Below are 19,799 nucleotides of genomic sequence, written 5' to 3'. Positions count from 1 at the left end.
GCAGTGTCGTCGTTGTTACTCAGACCGCGCCAGCAGCCGGTGCTGCTGGTGTTAATCACGCTTATTACGCTGGCGCTGTTTGCCTTACCGCTGCTGAGCTTTGCTGCCAATCGGTTGGTCTCCGGCCAGCCGCTAACGTTCTGGCAGGTGACGAACAGCGCACTGCTGTTGATTCCGCTGCTGTGGCTTTGGCAGAGCTTGTGGTGGCAGCCGCGCCGCATTCACGCGATAACGGTGCTGCTGGCGGCTGAGTTGCTGCTGGCCTTGCTTATTTGGCTGGCCGGACAGCAGGCCACGGAACTGGCGAACAGCGGCAGCCCGCTGGCACGTACCGCGTTTGGTAGCGGCTTGTGGTGCGCGGCGGCGCTGGCGCTGCTGCTGGCGGCGGAAGCGATACGGCAAATCACGCGCAGTACGCCGTGGCGCATTGTGCTCAATCTGCAAATCTGGCTGTTGCCGCTGGCGCTGTTACTCAGCAGTCATCTCGATCGTCTCTCGCTTATGAAAGAGTACGCCAATCGCACGGCGGTGTTTGACGCGGCCTTCACGCAGCATTTGTGGCTGCTGGGCGGCACGCTGCTGCCCACGGTAATCATCGGTTTGCCGCTCGGCCTGGCGATTGCGCGCCGTCCGCGCTGGCAAAACGCCGCGTTTAGCGTGCTCAATCTGATCCAAACCGTGCCGTCGGTGGCGCTGTTCGGCTTGCTGATTGCGCCGCTGGCAGGATTGGTGGCGCATTTCCCGGTTCTGGCCCGCTGGGGCATTAGCGGCATCGGCATCGCACCGGCATTGATTGCGCTGGTGCTCTACGCGCTGTTGCCGCTGGTGCGCAGCGTGGTGGCCGGTTTGCAGCAGGTGCCGCAGGAAGTGCGTGAAACCGCGCGCGGCATGGGCATGAGCGCGTGGCAACAGTTCTGGCACGCCGAGCTGCCGCTGGCGCTGCCGGTGTGGCTCTCCGGGCTGCGCGTGGTGGTGGTACAAACCGTTGGCCTGGCGGTGGTCGCAGCGCTGATTGGGGCAGGCGGATTCGGCGCCATTGTTTTTCAGGGATTGCTGAGCAGCGCGCTGGATCTGGTGCTGCTTGGCGTGATTCCGGTGGTGGCGCTGGCGGTGATTTTTGATGCACTGCTGCGTTTACTGTCGGCACTGCTGGAGAGACGTCATGATTGAATTTCACCAGGTGAGCAAAGTGTTCGCCGGCAAAGAGGCGATACGGAACCTGTCGCTGAAGATTGAGAAGGGCAGTTTTACCGTGCTGATTGGCACGTCCGGTTCCGGCAAATCGACCACGCTGAAGATGATCAATCGGCTTGTCGAACACGACAGCGGAGAAATCCGCTTCGCCGGAGAAGCCATCGAAAACATGGATGCGCGCGCGCTGCGCCGCCGCATCGGCTACGCCATTCAGTCGATTGGCCTGTTTCCGCACTGGAACGTGGCGAAGAACATCGGCACCGTGCCGTCGCTGCTCGGCTGGCCGCAGGCGAAGATCAACCAACGCGTCGAGGAGCTGCTGGCGCTGCTCAATCTCGATAGCCATCTGGCGACGCGCATGCCGCATCAGCTGTCGGGCGGACAGCAGCAGCGCGTCGGCGTGGCGCGTGCGCTGGCGGCCGATCCCGAATTGTTGCTGATGGATGAACCCTTCGGCGCGCTCGATCCGGTTAACCGTCTGGCGCTGCAACACGAGATGCTGCGCATTCAGAAAATGTCCGGTCGTACCGTGGTGCTGGTGACGCACGACATCGACGAAGCGCTGACGCTGGCCGATCAACTGGTGCTGATGGACGGTGGCGAAATCGTGCAGCAGGGCAGACCGATCGATCTGCTGACGCAACCGGTGAATGACTTTGCCCGCGAGTTCTTTGGTCGCAGCGAGCTGGGCGTGCGTTTGCTGGCGCTGGGGCGTGCGGGCAGCGCAGCGCGACGCGGTGAATGGCTCGATGCCGAACCAATTGCCGCATCGCTGACGCTGCGTGAAGCGCTGTCGCAGTTTATTGCGCGCCGCACCGACAAATTGCCGGTGATCGATCAGCATCAGCAGCCACTCGGCGTGCTGCACTTCAGCGATCTATTACGTCAGCGGGAGGCGAGTTGATGCGGCTGTTACGCGATCCGCTCTACTGGCTGCTGGCGGCCTTCCTGCTGTTGCTTTGGGGCTTGCCGCACAGCGGTCCGCTGTTTGCCCACTGGTTTCCGCAGTTGGAGCGTCCGCTCTATCAGCAGGAGAGTTTTTGGCGATTGGCGCTGGCGCATCTGGCGTTAGTGGTCAGCGGCAGCCTGCTGGCGATGCTGGTTGGCGTTGGCTGTGCGGTGTTTGCTACGCGTCACGCCGGTCGCGCCTTTCGTCCGCTGCTGGAAACCGTCGCCGCAGCCGGGCAAACCTTTCCGCCGGTTGCAGTGTTAGCGATTGCGGTGCCGGTGATGGGATTTGGCGCGACGCCCGCGGTGATGGCGCTGTTTCTCTACGGCTTGTTGCCGATTTTGCAGGGCACGCTGGCGGGCTTAGATAGCGTACCGGCCAGCAATCGTGAAATCGCGGTCGGCCTTGGCATGGGGCCGTGGCGACGCTTGTGGCAGATTGAGCTGGCGCTGGCGGCACCGGTGATTATGGCGGGCGTGCGAACCTCGGTGATGATCAACATCGGTACGGCAACCATAGCCTCCACGGTGGGCGCGGAAAGTCTGGGATCGCCGGTGATCATCGGTTTGAGCGGCTTTAACACCGCCTATGTGATTCAGGGCGCGCTGCTGGTGGCGCTGCTGGCGTTGATTTGCGATCGCCTGCTAGAGCGCGTGCAGCGCAAACTTAGTTGGTATGCACAATGAGGCTGTAGCCGACCAGCATCATGCCGCCCATGCCGCCAAGCGCCATGATGGCAAACAGGGAACCGATGAGGAGTTTATTCCAGTTCATGTGGAGACCTGAGAAAAGAAATTTAGGGCGGCATGATAACGCGCACACCACGCCAGGCAAAGGCCGTGTGTGCGATTTTTAGTTACGCGGGATCGTGCAGGTGAATGGCAAAACCTTGTGCCTGCCAGTGCTCAAACTGCTCGACCTGACGACGCGTCGGCTTTTTGCCGGTCCAGATAAACAGGTTTTGTCCGGGGAATAACTCAGGGCGCGGCATGTCCAGCGGTTCCGCCAACACGTCCATGCGCCAGCCTTGCTGCGACAAACGCCAGGCTTCCAGCCAGATGCGGGTACGATCTTCCACCGCCCAGCCAATCATCAGCGCATCTTTACCGGCTTTTTTACGCCCACCGGCCAGACAAAACGCCACATAATCAATCAGCGCGCCATCAAGCAGGCTGCACATGGTGCGCGCAGTATTTTGATCTAAACCGAGACGCTGACGAACCGGCACGAACACGTGATCGATCAGCGCATCCACCGGATGTTCCCGGCCGATGGTGGCAATTTTGACGCGCAATTTCGCCGGGCGAACGTGACGCAGCACGCTCATCAACTCTTCCTGCAGCGCCGACCAACCGTCATGTACATTGACGGTGGCGCCTTCCAGCAACGCTTTTACTTTGCCGACGGGCACGCCGCTCTCTATCCAGCGTTTTATCTCTTCGATACGCTGAACATCTTCATCATCAAACTGCCGATGACCACCTTCGGTGCGCTGGGGTTTTAACAGACCGTAACGTCGCTGCCACGCGCGAAGCGTTACCGGGTTGATTCCACAGCGTTCGGCCACATCCCCGATACTGTATAAGGCCATAGACTCCTCGAAAATACTGACCTGCATAACAACACCTTAACCCCCACGCTTGGGTTGTACAACGATTTTTTAGTTGTACAACTTGACCTTGTTGAGGATTCGTAGTGTTATCTCATATGTGAGATTTATTTCCCATAAATGAGAGGTGAAGATGTCTGCTTCTGATACTGACGATCGACTGGCGGCACGACTGGCCGAATTACGCGTACAGCGCGGTTGGTCATTAGATGATTTGGCGATGGCGACCGGCATCAGTCGGGCGTCATTGTCGCGCATTGAACGCGCTGAAACGAGCCCCACAGCCGCTTTGCTTAACCGGCTTTGCGTGGCTTACGGATTGACCATGTCGCGCCTGCTCAGCGAGGTGGAAGAGGAGGCCGCGCTGCTGCTGAAAGCAGAGCAACAGCCGGTGTGGCGCGACGACGCCAGCGGTTTCCAGCGCCGCAACGTATCGCCGCCCGCCAGCCACTTTAAAGCGGAAGTGGTGGAAGGCGTGCTGCGTCCCGGCGCGCGTATTGATTACGACGCGCCGCCGATTCAGGGACTGGAGCAACACATCTGGCTGCAATCGGGCGAGCTGACCATCAGCATGGACGATCAACACTGGACGCTGCAGGCGGGTGACTGTCTGCGCTTCCACCTCACTGGCAAATCCGCGTTTGCCGCCCATGCCGAAGGCGGCGCGCGCTACATTTTGGTGGTATGCAAACCATGATTGAAATCGAACGTCTCAGCGCCACCCAGGCGCAGCCGCTGCTGGCGGCATTATGTGATGTGCTACAGGGCTGCGTCGCCGACGGCGCCAGCGTGGGCTTTATTGATGCCAGCGATCGCGTGGCCATTGAGCGTTTCTGGCAGGACAAAATTTACAGCCTGGCGAGCGGCGATAATCAGCTGCTGGTGGCGTATCAGCAGGGCGTGATTGTGGCGACGGTGATGGTAGGTTTCAGCGCGATGCCGAACGGCCGCCATCGTGCGGAGATCAGTAAGCTGCTGGTGCATCCGCGCGCCAGACGTCAGGGCATTGCGCGCCGCCTGATGCAGCAGGCCGAACAGTTGGCGGCAGAGCAGGGCAAAACCTTGCTGGTGCTGGACACGCGCAGCGGCGATGTGGCGACGGATTTGTATTTGTCGATGGATTGGCAGATTGCTGGGTCGATTCCAATGTATGCCGAGTCAACCGAAGGTGTGCTGGATGCGACCACGGTGATGTTTAAGCTGCTGCGTTGACCTGGTCGGCATAAATGCCGCCCCTACGGTAGGGTCGCCATTCATGGCGACCTGTGCAAAACTCTGCACCAAATCAGTGCGCCGCCCCTGCCTCTGCCACGCCCAGCGCCTGCATAAACAGCCGGATAATCGGGTTTATTTTGCGGCCTTTCTTCATCATCAAACAAAACGGGTTTTCACGGCGAATCGAATCATCGCCCAACTCACACAGCTGACCACGCGCAATAAACGCGGCGGCATAATGATCCGGTAAATAACCAATAAAATGGCCGGTTAAAATCAACATGGCGACAGATTCAACCTGAACCGCCTGCGCACCGCTGTCCTGCAACGGAATGATGCGACGATCGTCGCGCGGCGTCACATATAAATGATTAATGATTTTCTGCTCACGTAATATTTCCAGTGAGATATTTTTATCACACGAGCCGGAATATAAAGGATGTGACATGGAGCAATATAATTTTGAATATTCCTTATAAAGCGGGAAGTAATCAAAATCACTTTTCATTTCATAAACCGGTGCAATACCACAATGAAAACGGCCTTCGCTGATGCCACGTTCAATATCATCTAATTGCGCGGTTTGCAGTCGAATTTGTACCTTTGGCGCTTTCTGGTGCAGCTGTTGCACCGCCGCGGTGACCGGTGATTGCGGATCCGAAATAGTGTTATCCACCACGCAAATCGCAATGTCGCCCAGCAGTTCGTTGCGGCTGTTGTGCAGCCGTTCGCGAAACAGATTCAGCGAGACGAACAGCTCCAGCGTGGCCTGATAGACGTTGATACCGTATTGCGTCAGCTCAAAACCTTCGCGTCCGCGGCTGCACAACGTCATGCCGAGACGAATTTCCAGATCGGAAACCTGTTTACTGATCGCCGCCAGACCAATATTCAATTCGTGACTGGCAGCGGTTAATCCGCCGGCTTCTACCACGCATTTAAATACCCGCAGTAATTTTAAATCGATATTACTCAGTGCCAGAACCGCATTATCGCTGCGATTATTTGCATTGTTTCCGGACTGGGAAACTTTACTTTCCATTTTTGCTATTCAACTCCGGAATAATTGCGGTGAAAGTACAGTGAACCTGAAATAGGCCCTATTTACCAGTGTAGCCATAAAATAAGTTTTTATTATCTCAATTGGCTCACCCATATCTTTTTCATATCGCTGATGATTATCTGTAAGGGGAAATAGCATGTCTGATAATGCCGAACTGTTATGGGGCGCGCGTTTTAAAGCGGCACCGGCGGCGAGTTTAACCGCGCTGTCTCGTAGCCCGGATTATTACTTTGCATTGGCACCTTACGATCTGGCGGGCTGCCGGGCGCATGCCCGTGAACTGGCGCGCGGCGAACTGCTGAGCGCCGAAGAGCTCAGCACCATGCTGGACGCCATTGACGCCTTAGACGCCGATTATCGCGCCGGTCAGCTGCATCCGATTGCCGCCGACGAAGATGTGCACACGTTTATCGAACGCGCGCTGACCGAGCGTTTAGGTGCGCTGGGCGGCAAGCTGCGCGCCGGGCGTTCGCGCAACGATCAAACCGTTAACGACCTGCGACTTTACCTGCGCGACAACGGCCGCAAAGTAGTCAGCGCCTTGCTGGCACTGCAGCAGGCGCTGGTCGAGCAGGCGGCGCAGCACACCGAAAGCGTCGCGCCTGGTTTCACGCATTTGCAGCAGGCGCAGCCGATTGTGTTCGGTCATCAACTGCTGGCCCACGCGCAATCCTTCGCCCGCGATATCGAACGCATGCAGGATTGGGATCGCCGCAGCGCGCGCTGTCCACTCGGTGCTGCGGCAATGGCCGGTTCCGCCATTGCGCGTCAGCCGGAGCAAGCCGCCGCCGATCTCGCTTATCTCGCGCCGTGCGAGAACTCCATCGATGCCGTGGCCAGCCGCGATTACGCCGCTGAATTCCTGTTTGTCACCAGCATGATCGGCATCAACCTGTCACGCCTGTGCGAAGAGGTGTGCATGTGGGCGTCCCGCCAGTTCCGCTGGGTTGAGCTGCACGACAGCTACGCCACCGGCAGTTCCATCATGCCGCAGAAGAAAAACCCGGACATCGCCGAACTGACGCGCGGTCGCTCTGGCCGCCTGGTCGGCAACCTGATGGCGCTGCTCACCACCATGAAAGCGATGCCGCTCTCCTACAACCGCGATCTCAGCGACGACAAACGCAACGTGATTGATGCGGTGGATACGCTGCTGCTGGTGCTGCCAGCGATGGCGGGCATGATGACGACGCTGAAATTCAACACCGACGTGATGCGCGAGCAGGCGCCGGACGGCTTCACGCTGGCGACCGAAGTGGCCGACTGGCTGGCGATGCGCGGCGTGCCGTTCCGCGAAGCGCATGAGATCACCGGCCAGCTGGTGCAGCTGTGCGAGCGCGAAAACTGCGGTCTGTCGGATCTCAGCGATGCGCAGCTGCACGCGGTGGATGCCCGCTTAACGCCGGAGGTGCGCAGCGCCCTGACACTGGAAGCGGCGCTGGCGGCCCGCAGCGGCTACGGCGGTACCGCACCGGCACGCGTGCGTGAGCAGTTGGCACGTCTGCAAACCCTGATGCAGGACCAGCAGCGCTGGACCGAAGATTACGCTGGCCCACGCGCCTGAGGAGAGCTCTATGTCGCAATCAACGCCGATTGAGCCGGGTTTGAACAACAGCCGCGAGCAGACGCATTACGATCTCGATCGTTATCAGGTGGTGCCGCGCCGTTATTACGGCCGCATTACCGCGTCGGCGGTGATTCTGGTGCTGCTGGCGCTGCTGGTGAACGCCTTTGCCCACGGCAATATCGAATGGTCGTTTGTCGGCCAGTTCTTTACCGCTCAGGCGATTCTTAACGGCGTGGTCAACACGCTAATCATGTCGGTGCTGGCGATGGGGCTTGGCGTGCTGTTTGGCGTCATCACCGCCATCATGTACATGTCGCCGAATCCGGTGCTGCACTACATCGCCGTGGGCTACGCGTGGATTTTTCGCGGCACGCCGCTGATTTTGCAGCTGCTGCTGTGGTTCAACCTCGCGCTGGTGTTCCCCACCATCAGCATTCCCGGCGTGTTCAGCGTGCAAACCGTCACCATCATGACGCCGTTCCTCGCCGCGCTGCTCGGTTTGAGCATCAATCAGGGCGCGTACACCTCGGAAGTGGTGCGCGCGGGCTTGCTGTCGGTGGATACCGGACAGTACGAAGCGGCGAAAGCCATCGGCATGCCGCGTTTGCAGGCGCTGCATCGCATCATTCTGCCGCAGGCGATGCGAGTGATTCTGCCGCCGGTCGGCAACGAATTTATCAGCATGATCAAAACCACCAGTCTCGCTAGCATGATTCAGTACTCCGAACTGCTCTACAACACGCAAACCATCTACTTCGCCAACGCGCGCGTCATGGAACTGCTGTTCGTGGCGGGCATTTGGTACCTGATTGTGGTCACGGTGTTGTCGTTTGGACAGAGCCGACTGGAACGTTATTTCTCACGCGGCCATCGTCAGCGTCAGTAATCAGGAGCCCAACATGAGAAACATCGTGCGCGCCGTCAAGGTGAACAAATATTTCGACCAGTTCCACGCCCTGAAGGATGTCAGCCTCGAAGTGAACTACGGCGAGGTGATGTGCATCCTCGGTCCCTCCGGTTCCGGCAAAAGCACCTTTTTGCGCTGCATTAATCAGCTGGAGAAGGTCGATAAAGGCGGAATTTGGGTCGACAACGAGCTGGCGGGCTATCGCATCGCCGGTAACAAACTGCATGCGCTGAGCGACAAGCAGATTGCGCGTCAGCGCCTGCAAACCGGCATGGTGTTCCAGCGCTTTAATCTGTTCCCACACAAAACCGCGCTGGAGAACATCATCGAAGGACCGTGTCGCGTGCTGCTGCGTCCAAGGCGCGAAGCCAGTGAAGAGGCGATGGCGCTGCTCGATCGCGTCGGTCTGGCGCACAAAGCGCACGACTATCCGCAGTCGCTCTCCGGCGGCCAGCAGCAGCGCGTGGCGATTGCCCGCGCGCTGGCGATGAAACCCAAACTGATGCTGTTTGACGAACCCACCTCGGCGCTGGATCCGGAGATGGTGGGCGAAGTGCTGGCGGTGATGCGTCAGCTGGCAAAAGAGGGCACCACCATGCTGGTGGTCACGCACGAAATGGGCTTTGCCCGTGAGGTGGCCAATCAGGTGGTGTTTATGGACGAGGGACGCATTATCGAGCAGGGCGCACCGGAAGACATTCTGCTGAACCCGCAAAATCCACGGATGAAAAACTTTATTAACGCGATTCTTCTTTAACATTACCGGGGTGAATATGAAAAAGCTGTTATTGAGTGCCATCAGTGCCGCCGTTCTGCTGCAATCCTCTGCCTGGGCAGATATCGCCGTACCTGCTGCGATCAAAGAGAAAGGGCTGACCGTGGCGATCATGCCGAACTATCCGCCGATGGATTTCAAAGATCCGGCCACTAACCAGCTGACCGGCGTGGATTACGATCTCGGCCAGGCGATTGGTGAAAAGCTCGGCGTGAAGATCAACTGGCAGGAGATCGCCTTCGAACAGATGGTGAACGCGGTGGTGACCAAGCGCGTCGATCTGGTGATGTCCGGCATGACCGACACCAAAGAGCGTCAGCAGGTGGTTAACTTTATCGACTACTTCAAAACCGGCCCGCAGTTCTACACCCAATCCGCGCGCAGCGATATCAACAGCGCGATGGATCTGTGCGGCAAGAAAGTTGGCACCAGCCGTCGCACCACCTTCCCACTGGAAATTGCCAACTGGTCAAAAGCGCACTGTGAAGCGGCCGGTAAGCCCGCGATCATCGTGGTAGGCGCCGAAGGTACCGCCGATGCGCGTACTCAGCTGCGCCAGAACCGTCTGGATGGCGTGGTGCAGGGCAGCGAAACCCTGCCGTACATCATGGATCTGGAAAAGGGCAAATATAAGGCGCTGGATAAAGCCTTCTCCTTCCAGTACACCGGCATGGCGATTGGTAAAGATGCGGGTGAGCTGACCACGGCGATTCAGGCGGCGATCGACGCGATGATTGCCGATGGCTCTTACCAGAAAATCCTCGGCAAATGGGGCCTGGCAGACAACGGCGTGGCGAAGGCTACGGTTAACCAGGGCTAAGGAGCGCGCAGATGCAACAACCGGGCGCAGTGCGCTGGCCGCAGGGTAAACGCGGCTGTATGGCGCTGGCGTTTGACCTCGACGGTCCCACCGGCGATGCCATGCTGAATGGCAGCCTGTGGTCAACGCCAGAGTATTTTACCTTTGGGGCTTACGGGCCGTACCGCGCGCTCGGGCGTCTGCTTGACCTGCTGCGCGCCTTCAATATTCCTGCCACCTTTTTTGTGCCGGCGTGGGTGGTGGAGCATTGGCCGCAGCAGTGTCAGGCGATTATCGAACAGGGCCACGAAGTGGCCTATCACGGCTATCGTCACGAATCCTTCTGGGCGATTTCACCGGATGAACAGCGTGCGGTGATGGCGAAATCGGCAGAAATTTTCCACAACATTCTCGGTATCACCGCCTGCGGTTTTCGCACGCCGTCGGGCGACTGGCATGCCGAAACGCCACAAATCCTGCGCGATGCGGGCGTGATCTACTCCAGCAGCATGCGCGGCGACGATCGTCCCTACAGCATTCCGGTGGCGGGCCATACGCCGCTGGTGGAGATCCCCGGCAAGTGGGAGATGGATGATTACGCCTCGCTGGCCTACACGCGCCAGCCCGATTTCCCCAAAGGCGGCGACCGCATCGCCAGCTATGCGCACACGCGCGATAACTGGCAGCGCGAGTTCGATGGCGCGATGGATGAAGGCTTGTGCCTCACCACGTTGTTCCACCCGAAAATCTCCGGCCAGCCGGGACGCATTTTGCTGCTCGAACAGCTGTTTGAACATATGACGGCGCGCGACGACGTGTGGTTTGCGCGCTGCGATGCGGTGGCGCAGTGGTATTTGCAGGAGCAACAGCATGACTGAACCTTCACGCTGGCCGCTGGGCTTCCAGTCGGCGGCGATCCTCACCATCGACTTCAACGACATTCACGGCATTCTCACCCAGGCACCGGCGGTAGCGGGGCGCGATAAAACGCTGTCGGTGTGGCGCTACGGCACGCTGCGCGGTGTTGATCGCTTGTTGGCGCTGCTGGCGGAAAAGCAGCTCAAAGCCAGCTGGTGTATGCCGGCGATTGTTGCCGAAGAGCAGCCGGAACTGGTGCAGCGTATGGTGGCCGACGGCCATGAAATTGCCTGCAGCGGCGATACCCATGAAGATTTCTCGCTACTCACGCTGGAGCAACAGATCGCCAGCGTGACGCGCGGATGCGACAAGCTGTCGCACATTACCGGTCGCCCAATAGTCGGCTTCCGCACGCCCGCCGGGCAGTGGAAACCGGGATTGGCCGAGGCGCTGATCGCACGCGGTATTCGCTGGTCATCCAGCTGGCGCGGCGACGATTTGCCGTACTTCCATCCCGGCACGCGCCTGGTGGAACTGCCGATGCACTACACGCTGGAAGATGAGCCTTATTTCGCCTTCAACCTCAGCCCGGCTATTCCGCCAGGGCAATCGCGTATTGCACCTTATGCGGAAACGCTGGCGAATATGACGCAGGATTTCCACGGCTTCCACCGCTTTGGTCTGTGCTACTTGCTGCGCCTGCATCCGGAAATTATCGGCACCGCCGGACGTATTGGCCTGCTGCGGGCGCTGCTCGACACGCTGCAACAGCATAATGTGTGGATCGCCACCGCCGAGCAGGCGGCGGCGCACTGGCAGACGCAGCCGGATAACGATTTCTCCCATCCGGCGGAAGTGTTTACCCGCATCATCGGAGGTGCGCATGGCGAGCACGCTTGATCAACTGGCGGCCTTTATCGCCGATACGCGTTTTGCACAACTGCCTGCGCCGCTGGTGGAGCAGGCGAAACGTCATTTGCTTGATACGCTCGGTGCTTCGCTGGCGGGCTGCGACAGCCCGATTTGGCGCGAATGTCTGGCGCTGGTGCAGGCCGAAGGTGGACGCGAGCAGGCGCAGATTTGGGGCAGCGCGCAACAGGCCAATCCGCGTCAGGCGGCGTGGCTGAACGGCGTGGCGGCGCATATGTATGAACTCGACGACACTGGCGGCTGCGATCACTCCGGCGCAGTGGTGATCCCGGCGCTGCTGGCGGCCTTGCCACTGGCGACGCAGCCGGTGGACGGACAAGCGCTGCTGGTGGCGATGGTGATCGGCTATGACGTCGGCCGCCGCGTGTTAGAGGCCTGCGGCGGTTACTCGGCGCACAACGGCGCAGGCTGGCACTCTACCGCCAGCTGCGGCGTGTTTGGTGCGGCGGCGGCGGTGTGTTCGCTGCTGCAGCTGGATCGCGTGCAGTGTGCGTCTGCGCTGGGCATTGCTGCCAGCTTCAGCGGTGGGTTGTGGGGCTTTATTCATGACGGCTCGCACACCAAAAAACTGCATGCCGCGCGCGCCGCAGAAGGTGGCGTGCAAGCCGCGCTGCTGGCACAACGCGGTATCAGCGGCCCTTCGGCGGTGTTTGAACCGCGCTGGGGCGGCTTCCTGCAAACCTTAGCGGCAGATACTCAGCAGCCGCAGGCCTTAACGGCGGATCTCGGCGACGTGTGGAAACTGGCGCGCTGCTCGATCAAACCTTACGCCTCGTGCCGTGGCACCCACGCGGCGATTGATGCGCTGGGGATCCTGCTACACCAGCATGATGTGCGCGCAGAGCAGATCGCGCGCATCGTGGTGGGCGTGAATCCGTTCCTGCTGGAGATGTGTGGCGGTCGTGAGTTACACAGCCTGGCGGCGGCGCAGATGAGCCTGCCGTATGCGCTGGTGGCGCGTGCACTGTACGGCTCAGCGGAGCTGGCGAGTTATGACGACGCCAAACGGCTGCATCCTGATGTGGAAGCGTTGCTGGCGCGTATTGAGCTGGTGATCGATGCGCAGCAGAGCCGCGACGACGAGCCGTGGGTGCGGCTGGAAACCGAGCAGGGCGCGCAGTGGCAGCAGCATGTGCCGGTGCCGTCAGGCGCGCCGACCAATCCGCTCACGCTGGATGCGCTGCTGGCGAAGTACCGCAGTTTGGCCGCGCGCGTGTTGCCGCTGGAGCAAGTCGAACGGCTCGAGGCGGTGTGTCTGGAGCTGGATGAAGTGGCGGATGTGCGGGAAGTGGTGGGGTTGTTGGCGATAAGGTAAAACCAGGTCGGCATAAATGCCGACCCTACAAAATCCACGCGATTTCGGCGTAGGGTCGCCATTAATGGCGACCGCTATTAAATCCTGCCCGCCAAACCCTCAATCCGCGCCATCGCCGCCAGCTCACGCTCAGTCAGGTCGGCATAAATGCCGACCCTACAAAATCCGCGCATTTCGCCGTAGGGTCGCCATTAATGGCGACCGCTATTAAACCCTGCCCGCCAAACCCTCAATCCGCGCCATCGCCGCCAGCTCACGCTCAGTCAGGTCGGCATAAATGCCGACCCTACAAAATCCGCGCATTTCGCCGTAGGGTCGCCATTAATGGCGACCGCTATTAAATCCTGCCCGCCAACCCCTCAATCCGCGCCATCGCCGCCAGCAACCGCGCTTCGGTCACCGCTTCGGCCATGTTCTCCATATCCGGCGCATGCACCGATTCACGCACAATCAGCGCCAGCTCATGCTCATCCAGCTCGGCAATCTCGCTCAGCGTCAGCGGCACGCCGCAGTCGCGCGCCAGGCGCATCTCATCCAGCACTTCTTCATCGGCGCGATTCTCCAGCGCCAGCAAACACAGGTTGCCGAAGCCGACCAGCAGGCCATGACCAAACTCGCGGGTTTTATCGCAGAAGGTAAAGCCTTCATAAATCGCGTGCGAAGCTGCCGCGTGTGCGCCGTTGCTCATCAGCGAGGTTAATCCTGCCCAGGTGAAAATCGCATCCAGCACTTGATCGAGCGACGCGCTGCTCTCACCGCGCAGCACTGCGGCATAGGCCGCCGGGCCGTGTTCGGCAATCACGTCATAACAAATCTGGCTGTGCGCTAGTGACGAGAGCGCATTGCCATCGCGCGCCGGATGGCGTGCGCTGACCGCGCGGAACTCGTACCACTTCGCCAGCGTATCGCCCAGCCCCGCGGCCAGCCAGCGGGCGGGCGCTTTTGCCAGCAGCTCGCTGTCGATAATTACTGCTGCCGGTGCCTGCGGCAGTGGGAAGATATCGAAGAAATTGCCGTTGTCGTCATAACGAATACTCAGCGGCGTTACCGCTGAACAGGTGGCGGCAATGGTCGGCAGCGTTACTACCGGCAAGCCGAGCTGTGCGCCAACCGCTTTCACCGTATCCAGCGATTTACCGCCGCCTGCGCCAATCAGCACCTCGGCCTGCAGTTCAGCTGCCAGCGCCGCTAAACGGTTGATGTGATTGATCGAGGTTTCGCCGCCAAACCACTCTTGCGCCAGCAGCGTGACGTTGGCCGCCAGCAGCTGCGCGCGAACCTGCGCTTCTACCGCCTGCAACGCCTGATGGCCGCCAATCAGCAGCGCACGCTGGCCCAGCCCGGCGCAGATCGCGCCTAATTGATTGATCACGCCCGCACCGCGCAGCACGCGCGCCGGGAACACCAGATTCTGTTGTGTCATCACTTGTTCTCTGTGTAACGGACGCCGGGCAACACGCACAGCATCTCATAAAGGATATTGGCCGCCAGCTGCGAGGTCATGCCGCTGATGTCATACGGCGGCGACACTTCCACCAGATCGCCGCCCACCAGATTGAGTCCACGGCAGCCGCGCACGATCTCCAGCCCTTGCATCGAAGTCAAACCGCCCACTTCCGGCGTACCGGTGCCGGGCGCCCATGCGGGATCGAAGCTGTCGATATCGTAAGAGAGATACACTGGACCGTTGCCGATACGCGCGCGCACCTCGGCCATCAGCGGCGTCATGGAGCGATACCAGCACTGCTCGGCGGGCACCAGATGGAAGCCCTGATCGACGCCCCACTGAAAATCGTCGGCGGCGTAGCCTTGCGCACGTTGTCCAATCTGTACCACGCGCTGACAGTCGAGCAGGCCTTCTTCCACCGCGCGGCGGAACGTGGTGCCATGCGCGATCTTCTCGCCAAACATCTCGTCGTTGGTATCGGTATGCGCATCAATGTGAATCAGACCCATCGGCCCATGCTTCTTCGCCAGCGCGCGCAAAATCGGCAGCGTCAGCGTGTGATCGCCGCCCAACGTTAACGGGATAATCGGCCAGTTATTCAGCTCGGTATAATAGTTTTCGATGATATCAACCGATTTCAGCAGGCTGTAGGTGTTGATCGGCACATCGCCGAGATCGCCGACGCGCAGCGAATCAAAGGGCGCGGCGCCGGTAGCCATGTTGTAAGGGCGGATCATCACGGAATCGGCGCGAATGGCGCGCGGGCCATAGCGCGTGCCGCTGCGCTGCGAGGTGCCGATATCCAGCGGAATGCCGACGAACGCCACATCCAAATTGGCCGGTGTGTCAGCGGCGGGCAAACGCATCATGGTGCCGCGTCCGGCAAAACGGGGCATCTCGTTGCCGCCTTGCGGCTGGGGGAAATCGGTCATCACGCACTCCTTCAGTCAGGTGAAACCCATCATTACCCAGCCCGCGCGCCGGAAAAATCCTTGACAGCAGATAATCACTTCAGAGATTACTTAACTTTAGTCAGCAATCACTGAAGGAAAATCGGTGCAGACGCTTCCCAATCTCAAACTTCTGCAGGTGTTCGCCAGCGTGGTGGAAAATCAGGGCTATTCGCGCGCGCAGCAGGCGCTGAACATGACCACGCCCGCCATCAGCGCCTACATGAGCGAGCTGGAAACTCAGCTCGGTTTTATCCTCTGTCAGCGCGGACGCGGCGGCTTTACTCTGACCAGCAAAGGCGAGCAGTTTTATCGCTACAGTCAGGAGATGCTGGCGACGCTGGCGGGTTGGCAGGAGCAGGTGGAAACCTTGAAAAGCGCGCAGGGCGGCACTTTTTCGCTTGGCGTGGTGGACGCCACCGTCACCGACAGCACGCTGGATCTGCCCGCTGCGATTGCGCGTTTTAATCAGCGCTTTCCGGCGGTGTTTTTCAATCTGAGCGTGCGCGATCCCAATGAGTTGCAGCAGCAGTTGCTGGAGGATCGGCTGGATTTGGCGATTGGTCACTTCCCGCTGCGCGCCAGCAATCTGGTGACCATTCCGCTGTATGAAGAGCAGCATTGGCTCTATTGCAGCCCGGAGCATCCGCTGGCTGAGGGCCATCCGGATGTGCGCACCGTACAGCAAACTGGCATGGTGACGCGGCGTTACTGGAATCAGCAGGAACTGAACAAGCGTGGCTTCCGCCAGAGCAATGCGTCGGTTGAGAGCATCGAAGCGCAGCTGACGCTGATTCTCTCCGGCCGCTTCATCGGCTATTTGCCTGAACACTATGCGCGCAGCTGGGAACAGCAGGGCGCGCTGCGCCGCCTGCTGCCGCACCATTTCCACTTCCGCGCGCCTTTCTCTTTTGCGTTCCGCCGTGGGCGAGCGCGGGAAACCTTAATCCGCGCGATGCGTGAAATTCTGAATCCAGCGCGAAAAAATAGCAGCGAAAGCTGACGCTGCGCCAATACTGTGTAAAAATACAGGCCAATTCAGCAAACAGTAACGAAAATGGCCCTGACAGCAGCGATAAAAAGCCAGATTGCGCAATGGTATAAGGCGCTGCAGCAGCAGGTTCCTGACTTTATCCCGCGCGCGCCGCAGCGCCAGATGATTGCCGAAGTGGCGAAAAGTCTGGCCGGTGACGAAGGGCGTCATCTGGCGATTGAAGCGCCAACCGGCGTCGGCAAAACCCTCTCTTATTTAATTCCCGGTATTGCGGTGAGCCGCGCCGAGGAAAAACGGCTGGTGATCAGCACCGCCAACGTGGCGTTGCAGGATCAGATCTTCACCAAGGATCTGCCGCTGCTGAAGAAAATCATCCCCGATCTTACTTTCACCGCTGCCTTTGGCCGTGGACGCTATGTTTGTCCGCGCAACCTTGCGGCGCTGGCGGCGACTGAAGATCAGCAGGGCGATTTGCTGCTCTATCTTGATGAAGAGGCGGTCACCGGCTCGAAAGAGGAGCAGAAATTCTGTGCCAAGCTGGAGAAGCAGCTTAGCAGCTACCGCTGGGATGGCTTGCGCGATCACACCGATGTCAACATTGACGACAGCTTGTGGCAACGCCTTTCCACCGACAAAGCCAACTGCCTCGGCCATCACTGCCGCTGGTATCGCGAATGCCCATTCTTTGTCGCACGTCGCGAAATTGAGCAGGCGGATGTGGTGGTCGCCAACCATGCGTTGGTGATGGCGGCGATGGAGAATGAATCGGTGCTGCCGCCGGCGAAAAACCTGATGCTGGTGCTGGATGAAGGCCATCATCTGCCGGAAGTGGCGCGCGATGCGCTGGAGATGAGTGCGGAGATCACGCCAGGCTGGAGCAGCCTACAGCTCGATCTGTTTGTGCGGCTGGTGGAAACCATCATGGCGCAGTTTCGCCCAAAATCACCGCCGCCGCTCACCAATCCAGAACGCCTGAAAGGTCACTGCGATGAAATGCGTGAGCTGCTGCAGATTCTCTGCGATGCCCTCAATCCGCTGCTGCCGGGCCATAATCAGCCGGGCGAGTTCCGCTTTGTGCTGGGTGAATTGCCGGAAGAGCTGCTGAGCCTGTGCGCGCGGCTGTTCAAACTGAGCGATGCGCTGCGTGGCCTGAGCGAAGGCCTGCTCAACGAGTTGGGCGATCAAACCGGTAAAGCTGACATCATGCGGCTGCATAAAGCGATTATTCAGCTCAATCGCCACTTCGGCTGGTTCGAATCAATCAGTAAATTGTGGCGGCTGGCGGCGATGGAGAAAGCCTCGAATGCGCCGGTGTCGAAGTGGATTACGCGTGAGGTCCGTGAAGGCCAGGCGCATCTGCTGTTCCACTGCGCGGGCATTCGCGTGAGCGATCAGCTGGAAAAAATCCTGTGGCGCAAAATCCCGCATGTGGTGGTGACCTCGGCAACTTTGCGATCGCTCAACAGCTTTAACCGTTTGCAGGAGATGTCCGGGCTGAGCGAGAAAGCCGGCGACCGCTTTGTGGCGCTGGATTCACCGTTTAACCATATCGATCAGGGCAAACTGGTGATTCCGCAGATGCAGTTTGAGCCGCAGATGGCGCAGGAAGCGGAGCACATCGCCGAGATGGCGCGTTTCTTCCGTCAGCAGATCGCCGAAGAGAAGCACAAAGGCGTGCTGGTGCTGTTCGCCAGCGGCCGCGCGATGCAGCAGTTTGTCGCGCACATTCCGGAGCTGCGTTTATCAATGCTGGTGCAAGGTGACCAGCCGCGTTCGCGCCTCGTGGCGCTGCACCGGGAACGCGTTGAAGCCGGTAAAACCAGCATTTTAGTTGGCCTGCAATCGTTCGCCGAAGGGCTGGATTTGAAAGGCGATCTGCTGTCGCAGGTGCATATCCATAAAATCGCTTTTCCGCCGGTGGACAGTCCGGTAATTTTGACCGAGGGCGAATGGCTGAAGAGCCTGAAACGCTATCCGTTCGAGGTGCAGAGCTTGCCGAGCGCCTCCTTTACCTTGATTCAACAGGTAGGACGTTTGATTCGCAGCCACAGCTGCTTTGGCGAAATCGTAATTTACGATCGCCGACTGCTCAACAAAGCTTATGGCAGCCGACTGCTGGCCGCGTTACCGGTGTTCCCGATTGAGCAACCGCCGATGCCGGAAGCCAGCAGTGACAAGCCGAAAAAAAGTCGCAGTAAGAAAATCTAACTTTGGCAGCCGCACGGCGGCGCGCCCTGGAAGCGGGAATGCCTGATGGAACTGAATAAAATCATTAAAGAGATTGGGCGCGGTAAAAATCACGCGCGCGATATCGATTTCGACACCGCGCAGGCGCTCTACAGCGCGATGCTGGCCGGTGAAGTGCCGGAGCTGGAATTGGGTGGCGTGCTGATTGCGCTGCGCATCAAGGGCGAAGGCGAAGAGGAGATGCGCGGTTTTTACCACGCGATGCAGCAGCAGATGATGCGGTTGCAGGCACCGGCTCATCGTCCGATGCCGATTGTTATTCCCAGCTACAACGGTGCGCGTCGTCAGGGCAATCTGACGCCGCTGCTGGCGCTGCTGCTGGTGAAACTCGGTTTTCCGGTGCTGTTGCATGGCGTTAGCGACGATCCCACCCGCATCACCACCGAAGCGGTGCTGGCGGCGCTGGACATCGCGCCCGTGACCTCCGCCGCACAGGCGCAGGCGAAGCTGGATAACGGCGAGCTGGCATTTATCACCATTGATCATCTGTGCGCGCCGATGGCGCAACAGCTGTCGCTGCGCTGGCGCATGGGCGTGCGTAACAGTGCGCATACGCTGGCGAAACTGGCGACGCCGTTTGCCGAACGCGCCGCGCTGCGCCTGGCCAGCGTCTCGCATCCGGAATATGTGCCGCGCGTAGGGAAATTCTTCCAGGATATTGATGCACCGGCGATTCTGCTCAACGGCACCGAAGGTGAGGTGTATGCCAATCCGCAGCGCTGCCCGGCGATTAACTACATTCGCGGTGCGGGTGCAGAAGCGGAAGTATGGGTTGAGCGCCAGCCGGAAGTGAGTGTGGAACTGCCGGAAAGCAAAAGCGCGCACGATACCGCCGCGTGGATCAATCAGGTGTTAGCCGGGGAGCGCGCGGTACCGCATGCGCTGCGTTTGCAGCTGGCGTGTTGTTTGGTGGCGACCGGGGAATCGGCCAGCATGGTGGATGCGGAAGGGCGCTTACAGCAAGCGAGAATCTGAGTTCT

The 19,799-nt window shown here is 59.6% G+C and carries 19 protein-coding genes; 15 read left to right on the top strand and 4 right to left on the bottom strand.

Annotation, left to right across the window (positions count from 1 at the left end):
- The first annotated feature begins 3 nt into the window (after positions 1–3).
- The 3 genes from FHW71_RS08665 to FHW71_RS08655 are packed head-to-tail and all read left to right on the top strand — an operon-like array spanning position 4 to position 2,829.
- Positions 4–1,170 carry an ABC transporter permease gene (locus FHW71_RS08665; protein ID WP_179451492.1) on the top strand — a complete coding sequence of 389 codons (1,167 nt, stop codon included), beginning with the start codon at positions 4–6 and terminating at the stop codon, positions 1,168–1,170.
- Entirely contained in the window at positions 1,163–2,098 is a 936-nt protein-coding gene (locus FHW71_RS08660; RefSeq protein ID WP_179451490.1) for an ABC transporter ATP-binding protein, read from the top strand. Before FHW71_RS08665 ends, FHW71_RS08660 begins: the two co-directional genes overlap by 8 nt.
- Entirely contained in the window at positions 2,098–2,829 is a 732-nt protein-coding gene (locus FHW71_RS08655) for an ABC transporter permease (RefSeq protein WP_179451488.1), read from the top strand. The genes FHW71_RS08660 and FHW71_RS08655 overlap by 1 nt, the downstream gene beginning before the upstream one ends.
- Before the next feature lie 170 nt (positions 2,830–2,999).
- Here FHW71_RS08655 and FHW71_RS08650 read toward each other — a convergent pair whose 3' ends face one another.
- Entirely contained in the window at positions 3,000–3,734 is a 735-nt protein-coding gene (locus FHW71_RS08650; RefSeq protein WP_008102616.1) for a MerR family transcriptional regulator, read from the bottom strand.
- Between the two features lie 151 nt (positions 3,735–3,885).
- On the opposite strand from FHW71_RS08650, the gene FHW71_RS08645 reads away from it, so the two are divergent.
- Together FHW71_RS08645 and FHW71_RS08640 are read left to right on the top strand one after the other, a co-directional pair.
- Positions 3,886–4,449, top strand: coding sequence for an XRE family transcriptional regulator (locus FHW71_RS08645; protein ID WP_179451485.1), 564 nt, complete (start codon positions 3,886–3,888; stop codon positions 4,447–4,449).
- Complete coding sequence (locus FHW71_RS08640) at positions 4,446–4,964, top strand: GNAT family N-acetyltransferase (RefSeq protein WP_179451483.1); 519 nt, start codon at positions 4,446–4,448, stop codon at positions 4,962–4,964. Before FHW71_RS08645 ends, FHW71_RS08640 begins: the two co-directional genes overlap by 4 nt.
- 73 nt (positions 4,965–5,037) lie before the next feature.
- On the opposite strand, the gene FHW71_RS08635 is transcribed toward FHW71_RS08640, so the two are convergent.
- A complete protein-coding gene (locus tag FHW71_RS08635) occupies positions 5,038–6,009 on the bottom strand; it encodes a LysR family transcriptional regulator (RefSeq protein WP_179451481.1) in 972 nt (323 codons plus the stop codon).
- Between the two features lie 157 nt (positions 6,010–6,166).
- Between FHW71_RS08635 and argH the strand changes: the two genes are divergently transcribed.
- The 7 genes from argH to FHW71_RS08600 are packed head-to-tail and all read left to right on the top strand — an operon-like array spanning position 6,167 to position 13,181.
- Positions 6,167–7,594: an argininosuccinate lyase gene (gene argH, locus FHW71_RS08630; protein WP_179451479.1), complete on the top strand. Its 1,428-nt coding sequence runs from the start codon at positions 6,167–6,169 to the stop codon at positions 7,592–7,594.
- 10 nt (positions 7,595–7,604) lie between these two features.
- On the top strand, positions 7,605–8,483 hold the full coding sequence (locus FHW71_RS08625) for an amino acid ABC transporter permease (protein ID WP_008102605.1): 879 nt from the start codon (positions 7,605–7,607) through the stop codon (positions 8,481–8,483).
- A 13-nt stretch (positions 8,484–8,496) separates the two neighbouring features.
- The gene (locus FHW71_RS08620) at positions 8,497–9,261 is read left to right on the top strand and encodes an amino acid ABC transporter ATP-binding protein (protein ID WP_008102604.1); all 765 of its coding nucleotides are present in this window, start codon (positions 8,497–8,499) and stop codon (positions 9,259–9,261) included.
- A gap of 16 nt (positions 9,262–9,277) precedes the next feature.
- A complete protein-coding gene (locus FHW71_RS08615) occupies positions 9,278–10,099 on the top strand; it encodes an ABC transporter substrate-binding protein (protein WP_008102602.1) in 822 nt (273 codons plus the stop codon).
- 11 nt (positions 10,100–10,110) lie between these two features.
- Entirely contained in the window at positions 10,111–10,956 is an 846-nt protein-coding gene (locus tag FHW71_RS08610) for a polysaccharide deacetylase (protein ID WP_179451477.1), read from the top strand.
- Positions 10,949–11,836: a polysaccharide deacetylase gene (locus FHW71_RS08605; RefSeq protein ID WP_179451475.1), complete on the top strand. Its 888-nt coding sequence runs from the start codon at positions 10,949–10,951 to the stop codon at positions 11,834–11,836. The genes FHW71_RS08610 and FHW71_RS08605 overlap by 8 nt, the downstream gene beginning before the upstream one ends.
- Positions 11,820–13,181 carry an MmgE/PrpD family protein gene (locus FHW71_RS08600; protein WP_179451473.1) on the top strand — a complete coding sequence of 454 codons (1,362 nt, stop codon included), beginning with the start codon at positions 11,820–11,822 and terminating at the stop codon, positions 13,179–13,181. The genes FHW71_RS08605 and FHW71_RS08600 overlap by 17 nt, the downstream gene beginning before the upstream one ends.
- 337 nt (positions 13,182–13,518) lie before the next feature.
- Here FHW71_RS08600 and FHW71_RS08595 read toward each other — a convergent pair whose 3' ends face one another.
- Positions 13,519–14,604: an iron-containing alcohol dehydrogenase family protein gene (locus tag FHW71_RS08595; protein ID WP_179451471.1), complete on the bottom strand. Its 1,086-nt coding sequence runs from the start codon at positions 14,602–14,604 to the stop codon at positions 13,519–13,521.
- Positions 14,604–15,563 carry an agmatinase gene (speB, locus tag FHW71_RS08590; protein WP_179451469.1) on the bottom strand — a complete coding sequence of 320 codons (960 nt, stop codon included), beginning with the start codon at positions 15,561–15,563 and terminating at the stop codon, positions 14,604–14,606. Before speB ends, FHW71_RS08595 begins: the two co-directional genes overlap by 1 nt.
- A 121-nt stretch (positions 15,564–15,684) precedes the next feature.
- Between speB and FHW71_RS08585 the strand changes: the two genes are divergently transcribed.
- The 3 genes from FHW71_RS08585 to ybiB are packed head-to-tail and all read left to right on the top strand — an operon-like array spanning position 15,685 to position 19,794.
- Positions 15,685–16,581 (top strand): LysR family transcriptional regulator, encoded by an 897-nt coding sequence (locus FHW71_RS08585; RefSeq protein WP_008102589.1) that lies wholly within the window; start codon positions 15,685–15,687, stop codon positions 16,579–16,581.
- Between the two features lie 54 nt (positions 16,582–16,635).
- The gene (gene dinG / locus FHW71_RS08580) at positions 16,636–18,780 is read left to right on the top strand and encodes an ATP-dependent DNA helicase DinG (RefSeq protein ID WP_179451467.1); all 2,145 of its coding nucleotides are present in this window, start codon (positions 16,636–16,638) and stop codon (positions 18,778–18,780) included.
- A 45-nt stretch (positions 18,781–18,825) separates the two neighbouring features.
- Positions 18,826–19,794 carry a DNA-binding protein YbiB gene (gene ybiB, locus FHW71_RS08575; protein WP_179451465.1) on the top strand — a complete coding sequence of 323 codons (969 nt, stop codon included), beginning with the start codon at positions 18,826–18,828 and terminating at the stop codon, positions 19,792–19,794.
- The last annotated feature ends 5 nt before the right edge of the window (positions 19,795–19,799 follow it).

The organism is Enterobacter sp. Sphag1F, assembly GCF_014193275.1.
In the GTDB taxonomy this organism is placed as follows: Bacteria; Pseudomonadota; Gammaproteobacteria; order Enterobacterales; family Enterobacteriaceae; genus Pantoea; species Pantoea symbiotica.
The sequence above is the reverse complement of the archived record's forward strand: the minus strand, read 5'-3'. Positions and strand labels throughout refer to the sequence as shown.

Bases quoted from the DNA above. Each gene is read 5' to 3' on its own strand.
- FHW71_RS08645 (WP_179451485.1), top strand. From the start codon at position 3,886: ATGTCTGCTTCTGATACTGACGATCGACTGGCGGCACGACTGGCCGAA.
- FHW71_RS08625 (WP_008102605.1), top strand. From the start codon at position 7,605: ATGTCGCAATCAACGCCGATTGAGCCGGGTTTGAACAACAGCCGCGAG.
- FHW71_RS08635 (WP_179451481.1), bottom strand. From the start codon at position 6,009: ATGGAAAGTAAAGTTTCCCAGTCCGGAAACAATGCAAATAATCGCAGC.
- FHW71_RS08610 (WP_179451477.1), top strand. From the start codon at position 10,111: ATGCAACAACCGGGCGCAGTGCGCTGGCCGCAGGGTAAACGCGGCTGT.
- FHW71_RS08660 (WP_179451490.1), top strand. From the start codon at position 1,163: ATGATTGAATTTCACCAGGTGAGCAAAGTGTTCGCCGGCAAAGAGGCG.
- FHW71_RS08650 (WP_008102616.1), bottom strand. From the start codon at position 3,734: ATGGCCTTATACAGTATCGGGGATGTGGCCGAACGCTGTGGAATCAAC.
- ybiB (WP_179451465.1), top strand. From the start codon at position 18,826: ATGGAACTGAATAAAATCATTAAAGAGATTGGGCGCGGTAAAAATCAC.
- FHW71_RS08605 (WP_179451475.1), top strand. From the start codon at position 10,949: ATGACTGAACCTTCACGCTGGCCGCTGGGCTTCCAGTCGGCGGCGATC.
- FHW71_RS08595 (WP_179451471.1), bottom strand. From the start codon at position 14,604: ATGACACAACAGAATCTGGTGTTCCCGGCGCGCGTGCTGCGCGGTGCG.
- FHW71_RS08640 (WP_179451483.1), top strand. From the start codon at position 4,446: ATGATTGAAATCGAACGTCTCAGCGCCACCCAGGCGCAGCCGCTGCTG.
- FHW71_RS08655 (WP_179451488.1), top strand. From the start codon at position 2,098: ATGCGGCTGTTACGCGATCCGCTCTACTGGCTGCTGGCGGCCTTCCTG.
- FHW71_RS08615 (WP_008102602.1), top strand. From the start codon at position 9,278: ATGAAAAAGCTGTTATTGAGTGCCATCAGTGCCGCCGTTCTGCTGCAA.
- argH (WP_179451479.1), top strand. From the start codon at position 6,167: ATGTCTGATAATGCCGAACTGTTATGGGGCGCGCGTTTTAAAGCGGCA.
- dinG (WP_179451467.1), top strand. From the start codon at position 16,636: ATGGCCCTGACAGCAGCGATAAAAAGCCAGATTGCGCAATGGTATAAG.
- FHW71_RS08600 (WP_179451473.1), top strand. From the start codon at position 11,820: ATGGCGAGCACGCTTGATCAACTGGCGGCCTTTATCGCCGATACGCGT.
- FHW71_RS08620 (WP_008102604.1), top strand. From the start codon at position 8,497: ATGAGAAACATCGTGCGCGCCGTCAAGGTGAACAAATATTTCGACCAG.